Origin of the sequence: Marinobacter sp. R17 (assembly GCF_003789045.1) — a bacterium.
GTDB lineage: Bacteria > Pseudomonadota > Gammaproteobacteria > Pseudomonadales > Oleiphilaceae > Marinobacter_A > Marinobacter_A mangrovi.
This window is the reverse complement of the sequence record NZ_RHGZ01000040.1, coordinates 1-20,777: the sequence shown is the minus strand read 5'-3', so window position 1 is coordinate 20,777 and position 20,777 is coordinate 1. Positions and strand designations below refer to the sequence as shown.

At 64.8% G+C, this 20,777-nt stretch carries 16 protein-coding genes; all 16 read left to right on the top strand.

Annotation, left to right across the window (positions count from 1 at the left end):
- Positions 1–92: 92 nt before the first annotated feature.
- The 16 genes from EB809_RS19805 to EB809_RS19730 all read left to right on the top strand — a co-directional run bounded on the left by EB809_RS19805 (position 93) and on the right by EB809_RS19730 (position 20,549).
- Positions 93–587, top strand: a complete 495-nt coding sequence (locus EB809_RS19805; RefSeq protein WP_123636585.1) for a DUF4442 domain-containing protein — start codon at positions 93–95, stop codon at positions 585–587.
- Positions 588–818: 231 nt separating this feature from the next.
- Positions 819–1,325: a type VI secretion system contractile sheath small subunit gene (gene tssB, locus EB809_RS19800; RefSeq protein ID WP_123636584.1), complete on the top strand. Its 507-nt coding sequence runs from the start codon at positions 819–821 to the stop codon at positions 1,323–1,325.
- 120 nt (positions 1,326–1,445) lie between these two features.
- Positions 1,446–2,924 (top strand): type VI secretion system contractile sheath large subunit, encoded by a 1,479-nt coding sequence (gene tssC / locus EB809_RS19795; RefSeq protein ID WP_123636583.1) that lies wholly within the window; start codon positions 1,446–1,448, stop codon positions 2,922–2,924.
- Between the two features lie 3 nt (positions 2,925–2,927).
- The gene (tssE, locus tag EB809_RS19790) at positions 2,928–3,368 is read left to right on the top strand and encodes a type VI secretion system baseplate subunit TssE (RefSeq protein ID WP_123636582.1); all 441 of its coding nucleotides are present in this window, start codon (positions 2,928–2,930) and stop codon (positions 3,366–3,368) included.
- 4 nt (positions 3,369–3,372) lie between these two features.
- The gene (gene tssF / locus EB809_RS19785; RefSeq protein ID WP_123636581.1) at positions 3,373–5,151 is read left to right on the top strand and encodes a type VI secretion system baseplate subunit TssF; all 1,779 of its coding nucleotides are present in this window, start codon (positions 3,373–3,375) and stop codon (positions 5,149–5,151) included.
- Positions 5,115–6,131, top strand: coding sequence for a type VI secretion system baseplate subunit TssG (tssG, locus tag EB809_RS19780; protein ID WP_123636580.1), 1,017 nt, complete (start codon positions 5,115–5,117; stop codon positions 6,129–6,131). Before tssF ends, tssG begins: the two co-directional genes overlap by 37 nt.
- 3 nt (positions 6,132–6,134) lie before the next feature.
- Positions 6,135–7,448, top strand: coding sequence for a type VI secretion system-associated FHA domain protein TagH (gene tagH / locus EB809_RS19775; protein WP_123636579.1), 1,314 nt, complete (start codon positions 6,135–6,137; stop codon positions 7,446–7,448).
- Positions 7,445–7,975 carry a type VI secretion system lipoprotein TssJ gene (gene tssJ / locus EB809_RS19770; protein ID WP_123636578.1) on the top strand — a complete coding sequence of 177 codons (531 nt, stop codon included), beginning with the start codon at positions 7,445–7,447 and terminating at the stop codon, positions 7,973–7,975. Before tagH ends, tssJ begins: the two co-directional genes overlap by 4 nt.
- A gap of 2 nt (positions 7,976–7,977) precedes the next feature.
- The gene (tssK, locus tag EB809_RS19765; protein ID WP_123636577.1) at positions 7,978–9,312 is read left to right on the top strand and encodes a type VI secretion system baseplate subunit TssK; all 1,335 of its coding nucleotides are present in this window, start codon (positions 7,978–7,980) and stop codon (positions 9,310–9,312) included.
- 3 nt (positions 9,313–9,315) lie between these two features.
- The gene (gene icmH / locus EB809_RS19760) at positions 9,316–10,110 is read left to right on the top strand and encodes a type IVB secretion system protein IcmH/DotU (RefSeq protein WP_123636576.1); all 795 of its coding nucleotides are present in this window, start codon (positions 9,316–9,318) and stop codon (positions 10,108–10,110) included.
- Between the two features lie 14 nt (positions 10,111–10,124).
- A complete protein-coding gene (gene tssH, locus EB809_RS19755) occupies positions 10,125–12,776 on the top strand; it encodes a type VI secretion system ATPase TssH (protein WP_123636575.1) in 2,652 nt (883 codons plus the stop codon).
- A 9-nt stretch (positions 12,777–12,785) separates the two neighbouring features.
- The gene (locus EB809_RS19750; RefSeq protein ID WP_223808052.1) at positions 12,786–14,366 is read left to right on the top strand and encodes a sigma-54 interaction domain-containing protein; all 1,581 of its coding nucleotides are present in this window, start codon (positions 12,786–12,788) and stop codon (positions 14,364–14,366) included.
- Positions 14,367–14,368: 2 nt separating this feature from the next.
- The gene (gene vasI, locus EB809_RS19745) at positions 14,369–15,013 is read left to right on the top strand and encodes a type VI secretion system-associated protein VasI (RefSeq protein ID WP_123636574.1); all 645 of its coding nucleotides are present in this window, start codon (positions 14,369–14,371) and stop codon (positions 15,011–15,013) included.
- Between the two features lie 32 nt (positions 15,014–15,045).
- Complete coding sequence (gene tssA, locus EB809_RS19740) at positions 15,046–16,476, top strand: type VI secretion system protein TssA (RefSeq protein WP_123636573.1); 1,431 nt, start codon at positions 15,046–15,048, stop codon at positions 16,474–16,476.
- 81 nt (positions 16,477–16,557) lie between these two features.
- Positions 16,558–20,154, top strand: coding sequence for a type VI secretion system membrane subunit TssM (gene tssM, locus EB809_RS19735; RefSeq protein ID WP_123636572.1), 3,597 nt, complete (start codon positions 16,558–16,560; stop codon positions 20,152–20,154).
- Positions 20,155–20,261: 107 nt separating this feature from the next.
- Positions 20,262–20,549 carry a type VI secretion system PAAR protein gene (locus EB809_RS19730; protein ID WP_123636571.1) on the top strand — a complete coding sequence of 96 codons (288 nt, stop codon included), beginning with the start codon at positions 20,262–20,264 and terminating at the stop codon, positions 20,547–20,549.
- Positions 20,550–20,777: the final 228 nt, after the last annotated feature.

The window sequence follows — 20,777 nt, the reverse complement described above, 5'->3', positions numbered from 1 at the left end:
CATCTGGTTTTCAAACCTACCACACAGAGGCTCCGTGAAGAGCCCGAAAACAAACGCCCACAGAGGCGTTTTCAGACACTGGAGATCCACCCATGAAAGCAAACAACCGATTGCACGGCATCGTCAATCGTATCAACCAGCTGCCGGGGTTCGCCCGATCCCGCGCCCTGTCGCTGTTTTTCGGCAAGGCGGTCCCGTTTACCGGCACCGTCGGCATCCGCATCGAAACCCTGGATGAAAACCGCTGCGTGATCAGCCTGGCCAACAAGCGTCGGGTGCAGAATCACATTGGCGGTGTCCATGCCGTGGCGTCTCTGCTGTTGGCGGAGTCGGCGACCGGCTTCCTGGTCGGACTTAACGTGCCGGACGACAAGGTGCCGGTCATCAAGACCGTCCGTGCCGACTACACCAAGCGCGCCAGTGGCGACATGCGGGTGGAGGCCAGCGTGTCGCCGGAGCAGCAACAGCGCATGCGCGAGGACGACAAGGGCGAGGCGCCGATTCAGGTCACCATCCACGATGCGGAGGGCAAGGAGCCCATCACCATCGAGATGATCTGGGCCTGGACCCCCAAGAAACGGAAGTAAGTCCCACTTTTGGCGCATGCGGCAACTACTTACATGTCGCCAACGCACTGATTCTTACGTTTTTTTCATGTCCCTCTCTGGCAACAAGTTGCCCGCCGTACATAAATTAACCAAAAAATGGCGAATTTTTGCTTGAGAGGGGCTGGGTTGGTGTGTAGAGTTCCGACCGTACAGCGTGCCGGGACGGTACGCACATGGAGTGTACAACGCTAAACGGAGTTAGGAGTCCTCATGGCTAAGGAAGGTTCCGTTGCGCCAAAAGAGCGCATCAACATCAAGTATATCCCTGCAACTGGCGACCAACAGGCGGAAATGGAATTACCGCTGAAAATGTTTGTGGTCGGTGACTTCAAGGGACACCCCGAAGAAACCTCGCTCGAAGAACGTCAGAGCATTTCCGTCGACAAGAACAACTTCCAGTCCGTGATGAAAGAAGCCGGTCTGAAGCTGTCCACGACGGTATCCAATCGCCTCGAAGACGACGCCGACGACCTGCCGGTCAACCTCGAAATCGGCAGTCTTTCCGACTTTTCCCCCGACAGCATCGCCCGTCAGGTGCCTGAGCTGCGCAAGCTGATCGAGCTGCGTGAAGCGCTGATGGCGCTGAAAGGCCCGCTGGGTAACGTGCCGGCGTTCCGCACCAAGCTGCAGGAACTGCTCGACAACGACGAAGCCCGCGAGAAGCTGCTGGCCGAGCTGGAGCTGGCCACGGGCGAAAGCGAGCCGGAAGCCGGCTGATTCAAGCCGACGTCTCACTGAACCGGCGACCGGACTGAATCCCCCAATTGCTGACCGCAGGATGCGGGCAGGCCGGCTCGCCTTTATCCGAAGACCCAATACGTACTGAAGGGATGTGGTATGTCTGATACAGCTGTACAGCAGTCCGCCGCGACCGAAGCCGCCGAGGGTTCCCTCCTCGATCAGGTCATGGCCAACAGCCGGATGCAACCGGCGGATGAAGGATACGATGTGGCGCGCCGAGGCGTCGCGACGTTTATTGCCAACCTGCTGAAAAGCGATGAGAAAGGCCAGCCGGTCAACAAGGCGCTGGTAGACCAGATGGTCGTCGAACTCGACCGCAAGATCAGCGCGCAGATGGACGAAGTCCTGCACGCCCCGGAGCTGCAGGAGCTGGAATCCTCCTGGCGCGGCCTGAAGCTGATGGTCGACCGCACCGATTTCCGCGAGAACATCAAGGTCGATATCCTGCACGCCACCAAGGCGGAACTGCTGGAAGACTTCGAGTTCGCGCCGGACGTCACCCAGACCGGTTTCTACAAGCACATCTACGCCAACGGCTACGGCCAGTTCGGCGGTGAGCCGGTCGGCGCCGTGGTGGGCAACTATGCCTTCACCCCGTCCTCACCGGACATGAAACTGCTGCAGTTTGTCTCCTCCGTCGGCGCCATGGCGCACGCCCCGTTCCTGTCGTCCGTGGCACCGACCTTCTTCGGTGTGGACAGCTTCCAGGAACTGCCGGCGATCAAGGAGCTGGCCGACGTCTTCGAAGGTCCGCGCTACGCCAAGTGGCGTTCCCTGCGTGAGTCCGAAGATGCCCGCTACCTGGGTCTGACCGCGCCGCGCTTCCTGCTGCGCACGCCGTACGACCCGGAAGAGAACCCGATCCGCAGCTTCAACTACACCGAAGACGTCAGCGGCGACCACGAGCATTACCTGTGGGGCAACACCGCCTACCTGCTGGCGACCCGTCTGACCGACAGCTTCGCCAAGTACCGCTGGTGCCCGAACATCATCGGCCCGCAGAGCGGTGGTGCGGTGGAAGACCTGCCGGTGCACCTGTACGAGTCCTTCGGCCAGCTGGAAGCCAAGATCCCGACTGAGGTGCTGATCACCGACCGTCGTGAATACGAACTGGCGGACGAAGGCTTCATCGCCCTGACCATGCGCAAGGGCAGTGACAACGCGGCCTTCTTCTCGGCCAACTCCGTGCAGAAACCGAAGGTGTTCCCCAACACCAAGGAAGGCAAGGAAGCCGAGACCAACTACAAGTTGGGCACCCAGCTGCCGTACATGTTCATCATCAATCGCCTGGCCCACTACATCAAGGTGCTGCAGCGCGAGCAGATCGGTTCCTGGAAAGAACGTCAGGATCTCGAGCGCGAGCTGAACACCTGGATCAAGCAGTACGTGGCCGACCAGGAAAACCCGCCGGCGGAAGTTCGCAGCCGCCGTCCGCTGCGCGCCGCCCAGGTGACCGTGGCCGACGTCGAAGGCGATCCGGGCTGGTACCAGGTTTCCCTGGCGGTCCGTCCGCACTTCAAGTACATGGGTGCCAACTTCGAGCTGTCTCTGGTGGGACGCCTCGACAAGGAGTAAGTCGTGAGCTGGGACACCGGTGACCACGGTGTTCAGGCCTCTCGGGGCAGCCTGTTCGAACGACTTGATCAGGCTGCCCAGCCCGCAGGGACTGCAATGGGCGAATCCACCGGTGTGGTGGACTCCATCAAACGGCATCTGGTTCGGCTGCTCAACGCCCATCCGGGCAACAGCGCCAGTGCACCGGCCCTCGGGCTGGTGGACTTCAACGATGCCACCCTCGGCACCCAGGACCTGAACATCCGGATCCGCAGCGCGATCCGGCATTGTATCGAGCACTACGAACCGCGCGTGAAGCGCGTCGATGTGGCGACTTTGCCGGACGACTCGGACCCGTTGCAACTACGCTTCCAGGTCACCGTCCACCTGCGCGTGGATGACGTCGAAGAGCGAGCCACGATCGATCTTCTGTTGGACGACAAACGCTATTACCGCGTGGTGTAACGTCGTGAAGTTAAACAGATTCTATCGGGATGAACTGAATTTCCTGCGCCTTCAGGGGCGCGAGTTTGCCGAGGCCCACCCTCAGCTGACCCGCTTCCTGTCGGAACAGAGTACCGATCCGGATGTGGAGCGCCTGCTGGAAGGCTTCGCATTCCTGACCGGGAAACTGCGGGAAAAGGTGGAGGACGAGTTCCCGGAGCTGACGCACTCGCTGCTGAACATGCTCTGGCCGAACTACCTGCGCCCGGTCCCCAGTGCCACCATCATGCGCTTCGATCCGCTGTTGCACGCCATCAGCGAGAAGCAGACGATTCCCAGCCACACGGAAGTGCGCAGTGGCATGGTGGGCGATCGGCGAGGCCAGACCCAGTGCCGCTTCCGCACCTGCCGGGACATTGCCATGTACCCGATGACCCTGGCGGACGCCCATGCCGAGCTGTCACGCGAAGTGTCGGCGGTGGAGCTGAGCCTGGCGATGCACACTGACCAGCCCCTGTCGGAGCTGGGCATGGACAGCCTGCGTTTCTACCTGGGCGGCGATACGTTTACCGCGCAGACGCTTTACCTGTGGATGAACCACTGTCTCGAGGCCGTTGAGATGGAGGTGGACGGCAAGGTGATCCGCCTGCCCAAGGACAGCCTGCGCCAGGTCGGGTTCGCGGCCGAGGACGCGATGCTGCCCTATCCGAAGAACGCGTACCCGGGCTACCGTATTCTGCAGGAGTACCTGAGCTTTCCCGAATCCTTCCATTTCATGGATCTGGTCGGACTGCAGAAGTACCTGCCGGCGATCCAGGCGGATGAGTTCAAGCTGCGTTTCCATTTCAACCGGACGCTGCCGCCGGACGCCAAGGTCCGAGCCGAGAATTTCCAGCTCTACTGCACCCCGGCAATCAACCTGTTCAGCCACGAGGCCGAGCCCATCGACCTCAATGGCCGGCAGACCGAATACCGCATGCAGCCGTCCAGCCGCTTCGTGTCCCACTACGAGATTTTCAGTGTGGACCAGGTGGAAGGCTGGCTCGACAATCCGGTCGGGCGGGAGCGGGGCGAGCCGCGCATTTACAGTGCGTTCGAGAGTTTTCAGCACCAGATCGAGCGCGATCGCAACCGGACGGCCCTGTATTACCGGGTCCGTGTGCGCGAGAGCGTGCGCGGTGACGGCTTCGATCACTACATCTCATTCGTACGCGGTGACGAACAGCTGTGCCTCAATCAACACGAGGCCATTTCGGTGACCGTCACCTGCACCAACCGTCAGCTGCCGAACCAGCTGGCGATCGGGGATATCTGCGAGGCGACCCAGAGCACACCGGCGTTCGCCACCTTCCGCAACATCACCCGGCCGACGGCGACGCTGCGGCCGACGCTGGATGGCAGCCTGCTGTGGACCCTGGTGTCCAACCTGTCGCTGAACTACCTGTCGCTGCTGGACGTGGACGCCCTGCGTTCGGTGCTGCGGGTCTATGACTTCCGCGCCCTGGTGGATCGCCAGGCGGAGCGGGTGTCGCAGCAGCGGCTGGCGGGCATCCAGAAGATCGACACCCAGCCGGTGGATCGCATGTATCGGGGCCTGCCGGTGCGGGGTATTCAGTCGACCCTGACGCTGGACCAGCAGTCTTTCGCCTCGGAAGGCGATCTTTACCTGTTCGGCACAGTTCTCAGCCATTTCTTTGCGCTTTACGCGAGTATTAATGCGTTTCACCTACTGGATGTGGTGAATTCCGAAAACCGGGAGCGGTACACATGGACGTTACGGACCGGGCAGCAGCCCCTGATGTAGCCGGCCTGCAGCCCGTCCTGGGGAACGCGCGCCGCTACAACTTCTTTCAACTGGTCGACCTGATCCATCGCCTGCACGGCGACGATCTGGAGCGGGCCACCGACGACGCGCCGCAGCATGAGCGGATCCGCTTCTCGTCGGCCGCCGGCCTGGGTTTCCCGGCCAGCGACGTGCTGTCGGCCGGGCTGCCGGAGCACGAGTACGCGCCGTACCAGATGGAAGTCAGCTTCCTGGGCCTGCATGGCTCCCAGTCGCCGCTGCCGGGCTACTACCTGGAAGAGCTGGCCTGGGAGTACGGTCAGCAGTCGGGGCTGCGGCGTTACTTCCTGGATTTCTTCAACCACCGGCTGGTGACCCTGTTCCACCGGGTCTGGCGCAAGTACCGCTACTACGTGCGCTTCCAGCCGGGCGCCAGCGACGCCTTCTCCGAGCACGTGTTCTCGCTGGTGGGCCTGGGCGACAGCGACCTGCGCGGCGATACCCCGATCAACTGGTCGAAGATGCTCTCCTACGCCGGCCTGATGGCCGGGCGCAGTCGTTCGCCGGAGGTCGTCAGCGGCATCGTGGCGCACTGCTTCGATCTGCCGGATGTGGAGATCGAGCCCTGGGTGCTGCGCAAAGTCGCCATCCCCGCCGACCAGCAGACCCAGCTGGGCCGGGCCAACGGCTGCCTGGGGCAGGAGACCCTGGTGGGCGACCGCATCCGCGACCGCAGCGGCAAGTTCATCCTGCGACTCAAGAGCCTGAGCCGCGAGCGATTCATGGACTTCCTGCCCAACGGCCAGGACCACCAGAGCCTGGTCAAGCTGGTCGAGTTCAGTATGCGCGAGCAGCTGGCCTTCGACCTTGAACTGGAAATCCGGTCCGACGACGTCGAACCCATGCAACTGGGCAAGGATGTCCGGCTGGGTTGGACCACTTTCGTTAACCCAACGCCGGGCGTGCCACAGCAGGCCGTCCGTCTCCAGATCCGGCGGTGAATTATGGACACAGCAACCAAGACACGCCTCAGACTGAGCATTTCCAACCCCGCGGACGTCGGCGTCAGCTCTGACCTGGGCTGCGACTTCGGCGAACGCGGCGGTTCCATCGGCTCGGCCGACAGTGACACCTGGCGTTTGTCGCCGCACCGCACCGGCGTGCTGCCCGGCCACACCGAAATCCGCTGGATCGACGGCCACTACTGCGTCATTGACCGCTCCGGCCGCACCTACGTCAACAGCGGCAGCATGCCGGTGGGACGCGGGCGCCGGGCAAGGCTGATGGACGGCGACCGGCTGCGGGTGGGTAACTACCTGCTGCTGGTGGATCTGATCGAAGGCGACGAGCCCACCTCGATTCCCCTTGACCAGGCGGCGGACGATCCCACGCTGGTGAACGCGCCGGAAGGCGAACTGGCGGAATACGAGCCGGAAAAACCCCAGCGGGCCAACCCTCTGGATCACCTGGACCCGACTCCGACCGAGCGGGAACAGCGCGATCCGATGGACGGCTTCCGCTATCAGGACCGGGACCTGGCCGCCGAGCAGGAACGCAAGCTGCTCGACGACGATCCGGAGTGGTACGGAACACCCCCGGAAGCCAGCGACCCCTACATGGACGAACGGGAGCGGGCCCTGCGCCTGCCCGTCATTAACGGAGGACAGCGGCGCATGGACGACGACCGCACCGATATCAGCCGTGGCGACGCCACGGAGCAGAGCCGACAGCACATCAGTGGCGCGCCGCTGATGCGCGGACTCGACAGCGACATCCGCTTCGACAACAGCGACGCCATGCAGGGCTTCCTGGAAGAAGCCGGCCGCACCATCAAGGCCACGATCCAGGGACTGCTGGATCTGCACCAGCGGGAAGACAGCCGCCACCAGGCGCTGCGCACCCGCCTGCAGCCGATCGAGGACAACCCGCTGCGGCTGGGCCAGGACTACGGGCAGGTGATGGATACCCTGTTCGCGGGCGAACGCAGCCCCGTGCATCTGTCGGCCCCGGCCGCGGTGACCGAGAGCCTGACCGGCCTGCGTCATCACCAGCTGGCCACCCAGGCGGCCATCAGCGAAGCGCTGGACGCCATCCTGCATGCCTTCTCGCCGGACAACCTGCTGAAGCGCTTCCACGGCTATCGCCGGTCCCTGAAACCCGGCGAGAGCGAGCCGGCCTGGGCCTGGGAAATGTACACCCACTATTACGAGGAGCTGAGCTCCAGCCGTCAGCGCGGCTTTGAGCGTCTGTTCGCCGAAGTGTTCGAGCAGGCCTACGACCACCACCTGAGAAAACTGCAGCGGGAGGCCACCCTGTGAAAATCGCCCACTCACTCCTGTTACTGGCCTTGATCGGCCTGACCGGCTGCAGCGGCCCGTTCAAGGCCGTGTCCAAGACCGCCCAGGTGGTCTGGGATCCGGACATCCCGGTCGGTGAACCGGAGGACCGGCCCTCGACGGTGGACCTGGCGATGCTGGCCGAGCCGGACATGAACCCGAACGACGCCATGCAGCCGGCCCCCATGAACTTCCAGATCATCCAGATGGAAGACAGTTCCATGATGTTGGCCGCGGATTTCGACCAGATCACCGAAGATCTCGAAGACGCGCTGGGCGCCAACTACATCGACCACAGTGATTATTCGATGGTGCCGGGCCAGTTCAAGTACATCGAACCGTTCGAGATTGATTCGGACACCCGGTACATCGGCGTGGTGGCGTTCTATGCCTTTCCCAACGAGTCCCAGTGGAAAAAGGTGGTCAAGGTGGAGCCCGAGGGCGGCCAGTACCACATCCTGGTGAACCTGCGGGAACGCGAAGTCATGATGCAGAAGGCGGACAAGTAAGTATGTCGGGACAAAATCGCGTGGTCTGGAGTGACGGGCTGTTCATCAAGCCGCAGCACTTCCAGCAGCAACAACGGTACCTCGAGCAGCAGATCAACGAGCGGGCGTTCGCCGTGTCCGACTACCTCTATGGATTCGGCGACCTGCAGCTCAATGACGAATACCTGAGCTTCGGCCGCATCGGCCTGGTGCGGGCCAATGGCATTTTTCCGGACGGCACCAGCTTTAACCTGCCGATGGAAGACGCCATGCCCGAGCCGCTGGAAATCACCGACTCCTCGGTGGCCAACCAGGTGGTGTACCTGGCCCTGCCGCTGGGCTCGGACAGCCTGCCCGAAATCGAGTGGCCGGAATCCGGCGTGTCGGCGCGCTTCCTGGCGGCCACCCAGGACATTCGCGACCTGCACTCCATCGACGGCGACCAGCACTCGATCGACATGGCCAAGGTGAAGCCCTGCCTGATGCTGGAGCGCGATGACCGCAGCGCCTACGCCGCGCTCGCCATCGGCCGCATCCTGGAGAAGCGCCCGGACGGCAGCCTGGTGATGGACGCCAGCTTCATGCCGACCATGCTGAGCGTGCGGGCGGCGCCCAAGCTGCAGCGCTTCGTCGGCGAAATGGCCGGCCTGATGCGTGAACGCGCCAAGAACATCGCCGAACGGGTGGGATCGCCCAACCAGGGCGGCGTCGCCGACGTGTCCGATTTCATGCTGCTGCAGATGCTCAACCGGGCCCATCCGCGCTTCATGCACCTGGCGCGGGTGCGTCAGCTGCATCCCGAGCGGCTCTATGAGGCCCTGTTGGAGCTGTGCGGCGAACTGGTGACCTTCACCGACGAGAACCGGCTGCCCAGCGAGTACACGCCCTACGATCACGACCTGCCGGAGGCCTCGTTTGCGCCGCTGATGCAGGTGCTGCGCCAGTCCCTGAGCACGGTGCTTGAGCCGCGCGCCATGGCGATCCAGTTGCAGCAGCGCCAGTACGGTCTGACCGTGGCGCCGATCCAGGACAGCCAGCTCATGGGCCAGGCGGAATTCATCCTGGCGGTGCGCGCGGACATGCCCACCGACGACCTGCGCAAGCAGTTCATCCAGCAGTGCAAGGTGGGTTCGGTGGAGAAGATCCGCGACCTCATCAGCCTGCAATTGCCGGGCGTGCCGCTGGTCCCGCTGCCGGTGGCACCGCGCCAGCTGCCGTACCACGCCGGCTTTACCTACTTCCAGCTCGATGCCCGCAGTCAGGCGTGGCAGATGCTGGACAACGCCAGCGGCTTCGCCTTCCACGTGGCGGGCGATTTCCCCGGCATCGAGATGCAGTTCTGGGCCATCAGGAGCTAGATCATGGACGATTCCAGCGCAGTGGCAGCCCCGCAGGAGGATTCCTTCGGCAAGCTGCTGTTTGACGACAACCCCAACAGCGAAGTCACCGCCGACGAGACCTTCCGCCTGCGGGGCTACGAGAACAATCGCCTGGTGGACGCCGCCATCCCGCTGCTGGGCCTGGTGATCCGGGTGCGCCGGCTGGCGGATTTCAATCGCGTGCCCCAGCTCTACCAGCAGGTGGTGGACGAAATCACCGACATCGATCGCGAACTGATCGAGCAGGGCTACGAACGCCCGACGGTGGTGGCCTACCGCTACGTGCTCTGCGCCTTCATCGACGAGGCGGTGTTGGGCACGGACTGGGGCGCCCACAGCGCCTGGTCCCAGCAGTCGCTGCTGTCCCGGTTCCATAACGAGACCTGGGGCGGGGAAAAGGTCTTCGCCATCCTCTCGCGGATGGAGCAGGAGCCGGACCGCTATCGGGACATGCTCGAGTTCATCTACGTGGCGCTGTGCCTCGGCTTCGAGGGCCGCTACAAGGTGATGGAAAACGGTCGCGACGAATACGAGCGCATCATTGCCGGCCTGCATCGCCAGATTGCCGACCTGCACGACGAGGAAACCCCGGAAACCCTGGGTAACGCGCTCGAGCACGTTACGCCGTCGCGCAACCGCTTCCGCACCGGTCTGCCGTTGTGGAGCATCTTCGGCGTGTTCGTGGCCGCCATGGTCACCGTCTACACCCTCTACGACATCGCACTGGATAAGCGCATCAAGGACGTGCTCAGTGTGCTGGCGCAACTCCCGAATTAGGACAAGGAGAGCACATGCTTCGGGTTGAATTACCGGCGCTGATCGGGCGCCTCAACGAGATTTGCCGTGAAGGCCTGGAAGCCTCCGCGGCCCTGTGCATTGCCCGTCAGGGCGCCGAGATCATGCCGGCGCACCTGCTGTTCAAACTGCTGGAAACCCCGTATTCCGACATCCGCCTGATGCTTGACCAGGCCGGAATCGATCACATGGTCCTGCAACCGCTGGTGGGCGAGAGCCTGGAAGGCGGCCCGCAGACCGCCGACGCCTATCCGTCGTTCTCGCCGCTGCTGATCGAGCTGATCCAGGACGCCTGGCTGCTGGCCTCCACGGAACTGGAGCACGGCCAGCTGCGTTCCGGCGCGATCTTCCTGGCGCTGCTGCTCAACGCCGACCGCTACCTGATGCCGCGCGTGGCCCGGGAGCTGGATGGCCTCAACCGGGAACACCTCAAACGCCAGTTCGCCACCATCACCCGAGGCTCCATCGAAGAGCCGGTCGCGGAGAGTGACGGCGGCAAGCCAGCTGCGGTGGCGGCCGACGAGTCCATGCTCAGCCGCTACGCGTCGGACTTCACCGAGCGGGCCCGCAACGACGAGCTGGATCCCGTGCTGTGCCGGGACGCCGAAATCGACCAGATGATCGACATCCTCTGCCGTCGTCGCAAGAACAACCCGATCGTGGTGGGAGACGCCGGCGTGGGCAAAAGCGCCGTGGTGGAAGGCCTGGCCCTGCGCATCGTGGCCGGGGAAGTGCCGGATCGTCTGAAAGACGTGGCGCTGTGGGCGCTGGACCTGGGCGCCATGCAGGCCGGCGCCTCGGTAAAAGGTGAATTCGAGAAGCGGCTGAAAGGGGTGATCGAAGCGGTGAAAGCCTCACCGACGCCCATCATCCTGTTCATCGACGAGGCCCACACCCTGATCGGTGCGGGCAACAGCGAAGGCGGTTCCGACGCCGCCAACCTGCTCAAGCCGGCACTGGCCCGCGGCGAGCTCTGCACCGTCGCCGCCACCACCTGGCGCGAGTACAAGAAGTATTTCGAGAAGGACCCGGCCCTGAGCCGGCGCTTCCAGCCGGTGGCGCTGGGCGAGCCCACGACCGAACAGGCGGTGCACATCCTGCGTGGCCTGCGGCCGGTCTACGAGAAAGCCCATCAGGTGCTGATCGACGACTCCGCGCTGACCGCCGCCGCGTCCCTGTCCGCCCGCTACCTGGCCGGACGCCAGCTGCCGGACAAGGCGATCGACGTGCTGGACACCGCTGCGGCCCGAGTCAGCCTCAACCTGAGCACCCCGCCTCGCCGGCTCAGCCACGTGCGCAGCGAACTGCACCAGCTGCAGATGGAACACGAACTGCTCGAGCGCCAGACTCACCTGGGGCAGGACACTGACGCAGAACGCACGAGCGACGTCACCACACAGGTGGCCGCGCTGGAAGCGGAAGCCGCCGAACTGCAGGAACGCTGGGAAAACCAGCGCGCGCTGGTCGCCCAGCTGATCGACGTGCGTGAGCGTTTGCTGACCCCGGAAGCGCCGAAATCCGAAGGCGAGACGGCAGAAGAGGCTGAAACCGAAACGGTGGATGCGGACACGCTCCGCCAGGAAGCCGCGGCCCTGCAACAGGAACTGGACCAGCTCCAGGCGGACGAGCCGCTGGTACACGCCCTGGTGGACACTCGCCAGATTGCGGAAGTCATCGCCGACTGGACGGGTATTCCCGTCAACCGCATGACTGCTGATGAGCTGCAGAAGATCACTCATCTGCCGCAGCACCTGGAAGCCCACATCAAGGGCCAAGATCCGGCGATTGCCGCGCTGCACCAGCACCTGCTGACCGCGCGGGCCGACCTGCGCCGTCCGGGCCGGCCGATGGGTGCCTTCCTGCTGGTGGGCCCGTCCGGCGTGGGCAAGACCGAGACCGTGGTGCAACTGGCCGATCTGCTCTACGGCGGTCGTCAGTTCCTGACCACCATCAACATGTCCGAATACCAGGAGAAGCACACCGTTTCGCGCCTGATCGGTTCACCGCCGGGCTACGTGGGCTTCGGCGAGGGTGGCATCCTGACCGAGGCGATCCGCCAGAAGCCCTACTCGGTGGTGCTGCTGGACGAGGTGGAAAAAGCCCATCCGGAAGTACTCAACCTGTTCTACCAGGCGTTCGACAAGGGCGAGCTGGCGGACGGCGAAGGCCGGCTGATCAATTGCCAGAACGTGGTGTTCTTCCTCACCTCCAACCTGGGCTACGAGACCATCGTCCAACACGCCGAACGTGACGGCGAGTTTGACGCCTCGGCTCTGGACGACGACCTCTACCCGGTGCTGGCGGACTTCTTCAAGCCCGCGCTGTTGGCCCGCATGGAAGTGGTGCCCTACCTGCCGCTGGGCGAGGGCACGCTAGACCGCATCGTCGGCGACAAGCTGGCGCGTCTGGCGGACCAGATCCGCGATCGCTACCGCACCGAGGTGGTGCTGGAAGACGGCCTGGTGGCCGCCATCCGCAGCCGCGCCACCCGCAGCGAGAACGGCGCGCGCATGCTGGAATCGATCATCGAGGGCGAGCTGCTGCCGCCGGTCTCACTGGCGCTGCTGGAGAAACTCGCGGCCCGGGAAACGGTCAGCGAGGTGCGGCTGGGCATCGCCGACGGCCGCTTCACCGGCACCGTAAGCTAAGGACGCACTATGGGACGGATGCAGATGGAACTGCACACCGGGATCGACCTGGCGGTGGAGCTGATGCGTCAGCCGGATCGGGCGGCGCTGCTGGGTTGCGCCACTGCCCAGCTGGAACGGGCGTTTGGCCTGAGCCGGAGCTGGGTGCTGGAACTGGACGCCAGCGGCCGCACGCTGATTTGCCCGGCGCTGGATGCGGACCTGCGTTTCGAGTGCGATGACTTCTCGCACCCGTTCGCCCACGTCCTGCGCGAGGGCAAGGCCCGCGCGCTGTCGTCCGTGGCTTGCGCCCGGCTTGATCACGCCGGCCTGAGCCGCCTGTTCGACGCCAGCCGGGGCGCGGATTCCATCTGGATCCAGCCGCTGAAGGCGGACAACAAACGGACCCTCGGCATGCTGGTGCTGTGCGGCGCGGATCCCGCCTGGGACGACATCGTCGGCCAGCCGCTGTACGACGGCTTGCTGTCCTTGATCGGCCTGCAGTGGGCAGCGCATCGGGATCGGGACGACCGGCTCTGGCAGCAGCGCCTGCTGAGCCGGTCGCTCAGCTCCTTGCGCGACACCGAGACCGAACGCCAGAAAAGCGATCTGCTGGCCCGGAGTCTGGTCGGCCAGTCCCGACCCATGGCCGACCTGCGCGCCCAGGTGATCCGTGCCGCCGGCAGCCAACTGTCGGTGCTGGTGCAGGGCGAGACCGGCTGTGGCAAGGATCTGGTGGCCCGCGGCATCCACGATTTCTCGGCACGCAGCGACGGGCCTTTCATCGTGGTCAACTGCGCCGCCATTCCCGACAGCCTGCTGGAAAACGAGCTGTTCGGTCACACCAAGGGCGCGTTTTCCGGCGCGGACGCCGCCAAGCAGGGACTCCTGGCCCAGGCGGACGGCGGCACCCTGTTCCTGGACGAAATCGGCGACATGCCCATGGCGTTGCAGTCCAAACTGCTGCGCGTGCTGGAGACCCGCCAGTTCCGTCCGCTCGGCGCTCGAGATGAGGTGCATTCGGATTTCCGGCTGGTCGCCGCCACGCACCAGCCGCTGCAGACCCGCATCAAGGATGGCGACTTCCGGCGCGACCTGTTTTATCGCCTCAGCCAGTTCCCGGTGCGGGTCACGCCGCTGCGGGAGCGCACCGAGGACCTGGAACAGCTCTGCCGCCATTTCATCCAGGGTTATCGCGAACGCGAGGGCCGCGGCCCGCTGGGGATCAGCAGCCACGCGCTGGAATACCTCAAGCAGTACGCCTTTCCGGGCAACGTGCGCGAACTCCGCAATGTCATCGAGTTCGCCTGCGTGCAGACCCCGGAGCAGGAAGACATCCAGGCCGAGGACCTGCGGCTGGACACCCTGGCCAGTTGGGAGGAAACCCCGGTGGACGAGGCGGACGAGGCGGCTGTCCCGCAGCCGGGCGTGCCGGTGTTGAACGACATCGACGACCTGCGCGCGGCGGCCCAGGCGTTCGAAGCCGCGGTGATCAGTGCGCGACTGCGCCAGTACGGCGGCAACCGGGCCCAGGCCGCCGAAAGCCTGGGCCTGCCCAAGCGCACGCTGGCGCACAAGTGCCAGAAGTTCAATGTAACGGAGACAGGATAATCATGCGTCAGCGTTTTTCATGGGCCGTAATCGCGCTGGTCGCGTGGTCTGCACAGGTTCACGCCAATAGCGGAGAGACGCTGGCGGCAGCGGAAGCCTGCACCCAGAAAGTGGCCCGTCTGGAGCGTCTGGCCTGCTTCGATGCGGTCTTTGGCACGCCGGTCCGCACCCTGGCAGAACAGGCCGCCGCGGAACCGGCGGCCAAGCCGCTGGCCTGGCAGGCGGCCTACGACCAGGAAGCCCGGCGTACCCCGGAAGACGGTGCGCTGGAAGGGCAAGGGGATGCCGGTTACCTGGTGACCGTGCCCGCGCTGGGGGCGGTGCCGCCCCGGCCGCTGCTGACCGTGCGCTGTGACAACGACATCACCCGGTTCGCCGTGATGCTGCCGAAGGCCACCTCCGCCGAGCGGGTGGCCCTTCAGCTCGATACCGACGGCCGCACCCAGTCCCAGACCTGGCGCGTGCGGGACGACGGTTATGTGGTCAGCGGCGGGCGCGGCCTGCCGGCCATCCGCACCCTGCGCGGACTGGTCAATGCGAACCAGCTGAGTCTGCAGGCGGATGAAGGCGCCCTGGACGGGCTGATGTTTGACCTCAGCGGCTTCCGCAAGGCGCTGGAACCGCTGCGCGACGAGTGCGGCTGGTAATCGATCAAGGACGACACAGGACGTAGGCGAGCATGCAGGCAGTCGAACAACATCCATACGTTGAACAGGTGCTCTCGCCACTGGCGGGTGAATCGCCCCAGGGCAGCAAGCTGGAGGAAGATCCGACGCTGGAATTCCTCGACAACGAAATCATGAAAATGGGCTCGCTGGCCCATGGCGACATCGATTGGGGCAAGGTGGAGCAGGAGGCCCTGCGCCTGCTGGCGGACATCACCAAGGACCTCAAGGTGCTGGGTTTCCTGCTGCTGGCACTGCAGCGCGGCGGCAGCGGCGAACGCTTTGCCCTGTCGATCCACCTGCTGTGCGAGGTGATGCAGGGCTGGTGGCAGGACGCCTGGCCCTACCCGGGATCCAAGGGCGCCCGCCCGCGCCGCATGCTGTTCGGCCAGATGATGCAGCGCGCCGGCGCCGAAGTCACCCGGCTCAGTTTCGACAGCGGCCTCGGCGACGGCCGTCAGTTCTGCCTCGACCAGCTGGATCGCCTGCTGGCCCTGGCCGAGGATGAGTCGCTGCCCACCGAGGCCGTTACGGACCTGCGCCACGCGATTAATAACCTGCCGGAAGTAGGGCAGGTGCGCGAGGAATCGGCCCCGGCGGCCAAGCCGGCCGAAGCGCCCGCGCAGCGGTCGACGACCACGTCCAGCAGCGCCTCGTCGGGCGGCCTGGGTCACCTGACCCTGGACCCCAAGGACGAACGCGCCACCCGCCAGAGTCTGCTGCGGGTCGCCGATTTGCTGACCGACCTGGATCCCGGCTCGCCGCTGGGCTACCAGATCCGTCGCTTCGCCATCTGGCACAGCATCACCACCACGCCGCCGGCCCGCAAGGGCGGGCGTAGCGACCTGGCGGCGGTCAGTTCGGACCGGGTGTCCGATTACCGCGAGAGTCTGGGCCGGGGCGCGGATATGACGCTTTGGGGCCGCATCGAACAAAGCCTGTCGGTCAGCCCGTTCTGGCTGGAAGGTCATTATTTAAGCGCGCAGGCGGCGGAGCAGACCGGTCATCCCAAGTGCGCCGAGGCGATCCGCACGGCCCTCAAGGATTTCGTCGAACGGCTTCCGGCCCTGGCCGACATGACCTTCTCGGACGGCTCGCCGTTCCTACCCAAGCCGGTACGTGAGTGGTTGCTTACCAGCAGCCCCGGTGGCGCGGGCAAGCAGGCGCGGGGTGCCGATTGGCAGAAGGCCTACGAAACCGCCCAGGACGTCCTCAAACAGGACGGCCTGGCGCCGGCGATGAAGTTACTGGAAGACGGTCTCGCCAAGGCCAAGGAACCACGAGCCCAGTTCTACTGGCGCCTGATGAGCGCCGAGCTGCTGCGGGACAGCGGCCTGAAAACCCTCGCCAAACAACAGGTGGGCGACCTGCGGGACCAGACCGTCGGCCGCACACTCGAAGACTGGGAACCGTCGCTGGTGGCGCATCTGGAGCGCCTGTCTTGACGGCACCGACACGCAAGCTCGACACCGTTTTAACCGGGGGCATCGCAACGCCACCCATCAGGGAAAGCAGGAAGTAAAGGCATGGAAATCCGAAGCACGCTAATCAAGATCGGCAAGAAGCTCTGGCCGTTTATCCGTACCGGTGGCCCCATTGTGCTCGCCCTGGGGTTTGGTTTGCTGGTGGCCGCCATATGGTGGCTGGGGCCGACCTGGGAATGGCGCGGCGAGGTGCCGCTGGCCAACTGGCAGACCCGTGCCATGGTGACCCTGGGGCTCGTCCTGCTGGTGGCCGTATTCTGGGGCTGGATCCTGTCCCGTCGCCTGAAGAAAGTAGACAAGGCCCAGGCCGAGGCGCGCCAGGAGGAGGAAGACCCGATCCTGGTCTACGAGCGGCGCCAGACCCGGCTGCTTAACCGCAACCTGTCGTCCCTGCGCAACAACATCCGCGGGCGCAACGGCATTTACCGGCTACCCTGGTACCTGGCCATGGGCCTGGAAGGCGCCGGCAAGACCAGCCTGGTACAGCGCTCCGGCCAGACCTTTACCCTGACCAACGTTACCCGCAACCGCCAGACCGAGCGCAACCCGCTGGGCTTCGAGTGGTGGATCAGCGACGACGCCGTCGTGATCGACCCGGACGGGGAACTGCTCAGTCAGGACAGCGGTTCCGCCAACGGCGCCAGCCTGCAGGAACGCCTGTGGAAGCACTTCATCGCCTGGCTCGAAGAGCACCGCCCGCGCCGGCCGCTGAACGGCGTGATCCTGACCATCGACCTGGCCTACCTGAGCTCGCTGGGCGAGGCCGAACGCCGGACCCAGGCGGTGCTGCTGCGCACTCGCCTGCGGGAGCTGATGGAGCAGATCGGCTCGCGCCTGCCGGTGTATGTCAGCTTCACCAAGATGGACCTGCTGCACGGCTTCACCGCGTTCTTCCGCAAGCTGAACAAGGCCGAGCGGGAACAGCCGCTGGGCTTCACCTTCGAGCTGGAATCCCTGCAGGACCCGGATCAGTGGCTGGACCAGTTCGAGGCGGCGTTCCACAAGCTGGTGGACCAGATCAATGTGCGGGTCCCGCAGCTGTTGTCCGAGAGCCGTGATCCGGAAGAGCGGGCTGCGATCTATTCCTTCAGCCGCCAGGTGGCGGGCCTGATGCCGGTCACCCAGCAGTTCCTGACGGAAATGCTGGCGGCGGACGCCTTCTCCACACCGGCCCTGGTGCGCGGGGTCTACTTCACCTCCGTCTATCAGGAAGGGGTGCCGGAAGACGCATTTATCTCCGCGACCGCTCGCCACTACGGGCTGGCGGACGCCATCCAGCCGGCCCAGCGCAGCGGCCAGTCCATGACCTTCTTCAGCGAGCGGCTGTTCCCGGAAATCATCTATCCGGAAGCCGGGCTGGCAGGGGACAACGTGCGCGTCACCAAACAGCGCCGTCGCGCCATGGCCACCGCGGCCGTGCTTGCGGTCGCTGCCGGTCTGGGCATGACCGCTGGCTGGCACCATTACTTCATCAAGAACGCCACCGCCGCCCAGCAGGTGGAGAACCGGGTGCACGGCTTCCTGGACGACTGGCAGCCCACCGGCATCGGCCAGACCCTGGATCCCACCGGCCGCAACCTGCTGGCGCCGCTGAACCAGCTGCGGGACGCCACGTTGGCGTTCGGCGACTACCGCAACAAGTGGCCGGCGGTCAGCGACATGGGGCTCTACCAGGGTGACAAGGTGGGCCCGGAAGTCGATAAGTCCTATCTCGACATGCTCTCCTACCAGTTCCTGCCGGCACTGATGGAAGGGGTCATGGACGAGATGAACCAACTGCCCGAGGGCAGTGCCGATCGCCTCGCCCACCTGCGGGTGCTGCGCATGCTGTACGACGCCAGCGGCCGTCGCAACGACATCGTCATGGATTACATGTCCCGCTACTGGCAGTCCCAGTACCCCGGCCAGCGTGCCGTGCAGGAGCGCCTGCTGCAGCACCTGGAATACGCCATGAACTACACCGACCTGGCGGACCTTCAGGCACGGGGTGACATCGCCGCCGATACCGCACTGGCGCCGTTCCAGAACAGCGTGAAGTGGGCGCAGAAGGAACTGGGCCAGATGGCCACGCCGGATCGCGTCTACGACCAGCTGCGTCATCGTGGCCGGCGTGACCTGGCGGCGCCGCTGGACCTGAAAGGCAAGGGCGGTCCCGCGTTCCAGCTGGTGTTCACTGAAATCGACGACCACGACAAGCCGGTGGATAACGTCATGAATGCCGATGACGATCCGCTGCAGATCCCGCGCATGCTGACCAGTGACGGCATGAAGCACTACTTCGTACGGGAGTCCGAGCAGGTCACCGAACTGGCCCTGGTGGACGCCTGGGTCCTGGGTCGCCGCAACGACGTGGACTTCAGCAAGGCGGACGAACAGCGCCTGCAATCCGAGCTGCGCAGCCACTACGCCGAGGATTACGCGAAGACCTGGCGCGGTGCCCTGAACCATCTGGCGATCCGCGACTTCCAGGACCTCAACGACGGCGTCCGCGTGCTGGAAAGCCTGACCGGCACCCGCGAGCCGCTGGTGGAACTGCTGGAATCGGTCAAGGCCAACACCCAGCTGTATCCCTCCCAGGCCGACCAGCCGGAAGAGGCCCGCGAGGCGCTGGAAAAATCGCCGGCGTATCGCATGGCTCAGGACATCGAGCAGCAGTTCGGCGGCATCAACGGCCTGTTCCAGAAGGAAGGCGACACGCCCTCGCAGATCGAGGAGATCCAGACGGTGTTGCGCTCGCTGCACGACTACCTGCGCGGCATCCAGGAATCCCCGGACAGCGGCAAGGCGGCCCTGGCCGCAGCCCGCGACCGGCTGACCCTGGAAGGCGCCGACCCGATCTTCACCCTGCAGCGTATGGCCCGCACCATGCCGACGCCGGTCGACCGCATGCTCAACAAGGTCGCCGCGGAAAGCTGGCGCGTGGTGCTGGACAAGGCCATCGCCCAGCTCGAGCGGCAGTGGTACGACGAGGTCTACCAGCCGTTCCAGCAGAGCCTGGCGCGCAACTACCCGTTCAACAGCAACGCCGGTCGTGACGCGGCCCTGCAGGACTTCGAGCGCTTCTTCGCGCCGGACGGCATCCTGGATACCTTCTACAAGAACAAGCTGAAGCTGTTCCTGGAAGATCATCCGGAGCACATCGCCCTCAGCAAACGGGCCACGCTGATTCGTCGCGACGTCATGACCGCGCTGGACCAGGCCAAACAGATCCGGCAGGCGTTCTTCACCCGCAACGGCAGCCTGGACGTGGAGTTCGCGCTGGAGCCGGTGAACCTGTCCGCCAACAAACGGCGCAGTGTCATGAACATCGACGGCCAACTGGTTGAATTCAGCCACGGGCCGCGGCAGAGTATTCCGCTGATCTGGCCGAATACGCTGCGCGACACCGTCGAGAGCGAAGTGACCCTGGTGCCGGTGGAAGTGAACCGCTCTCCCCGCAGCCGCATTGCGCGCGGACCCTGGGCGTTCTTCCGGCTGCTGGACAAGGCCGACATCACCGGTGTCAGCCCCAGCGCCATCGACGTGAAATTCCGCATCGATGACGGCAGCGTCCAGTACCGGCTGCACGCCGCCGGCAACGTCAACCCGTTCACCCAGCAGCTTCTGGCGGGTTACCAGATCCCGCGCAGCCTCTACTGAGGCGCGGGCGCTTGGCAACAGGTCGTATTGTGGGCCCGGCGTAACCGGGCCACACTGCACGAAGGAACCGGCATTCCGTGTGGAATGCCGCATCAGGGAGAGACAACATGGGTAAGAAAGTTGTACTGCTGGGCGATATCGGCACCGATCATGAAGGCTACCCGCCCACGCCGGTGATCGCCGCGAGCAGCACCGTACTGATGGACGGCAAGCCGGTGGCCCGCCAGGGCGATCCACTGGCGCCCCACACCAAGCCCAACAGCGGCACCCATCCCCGCGCCATTGCCGGTGGCAATCCGACTGTGCTGGTGGAAGGCAAGCCCATTGCCCTGACCGGCGATGCGGTCACCTGCGGCGGTATCGTGATTGGCAGTGGGTCCGGTTCCGGCGGATAACGCCGTCGCGCTCGTGTTTGGGTAGTCGCCCGGCGTAGGACCGCGCCGGGTTGCAGGAAGCAACGCAGTACTGATCAAGGACGAATCACATGTCTCAGCCAACCGGCCTGCAGTTCACGGCCCGCCTCGGCACCCTACCGGACGACACCTTTGCGGTGGTCGAGTTTGAACTCGAAGAGCACCTGTCCCGGCCCTTTACCCTGACCCTGAAGCTGGCCAGCGCCTTTG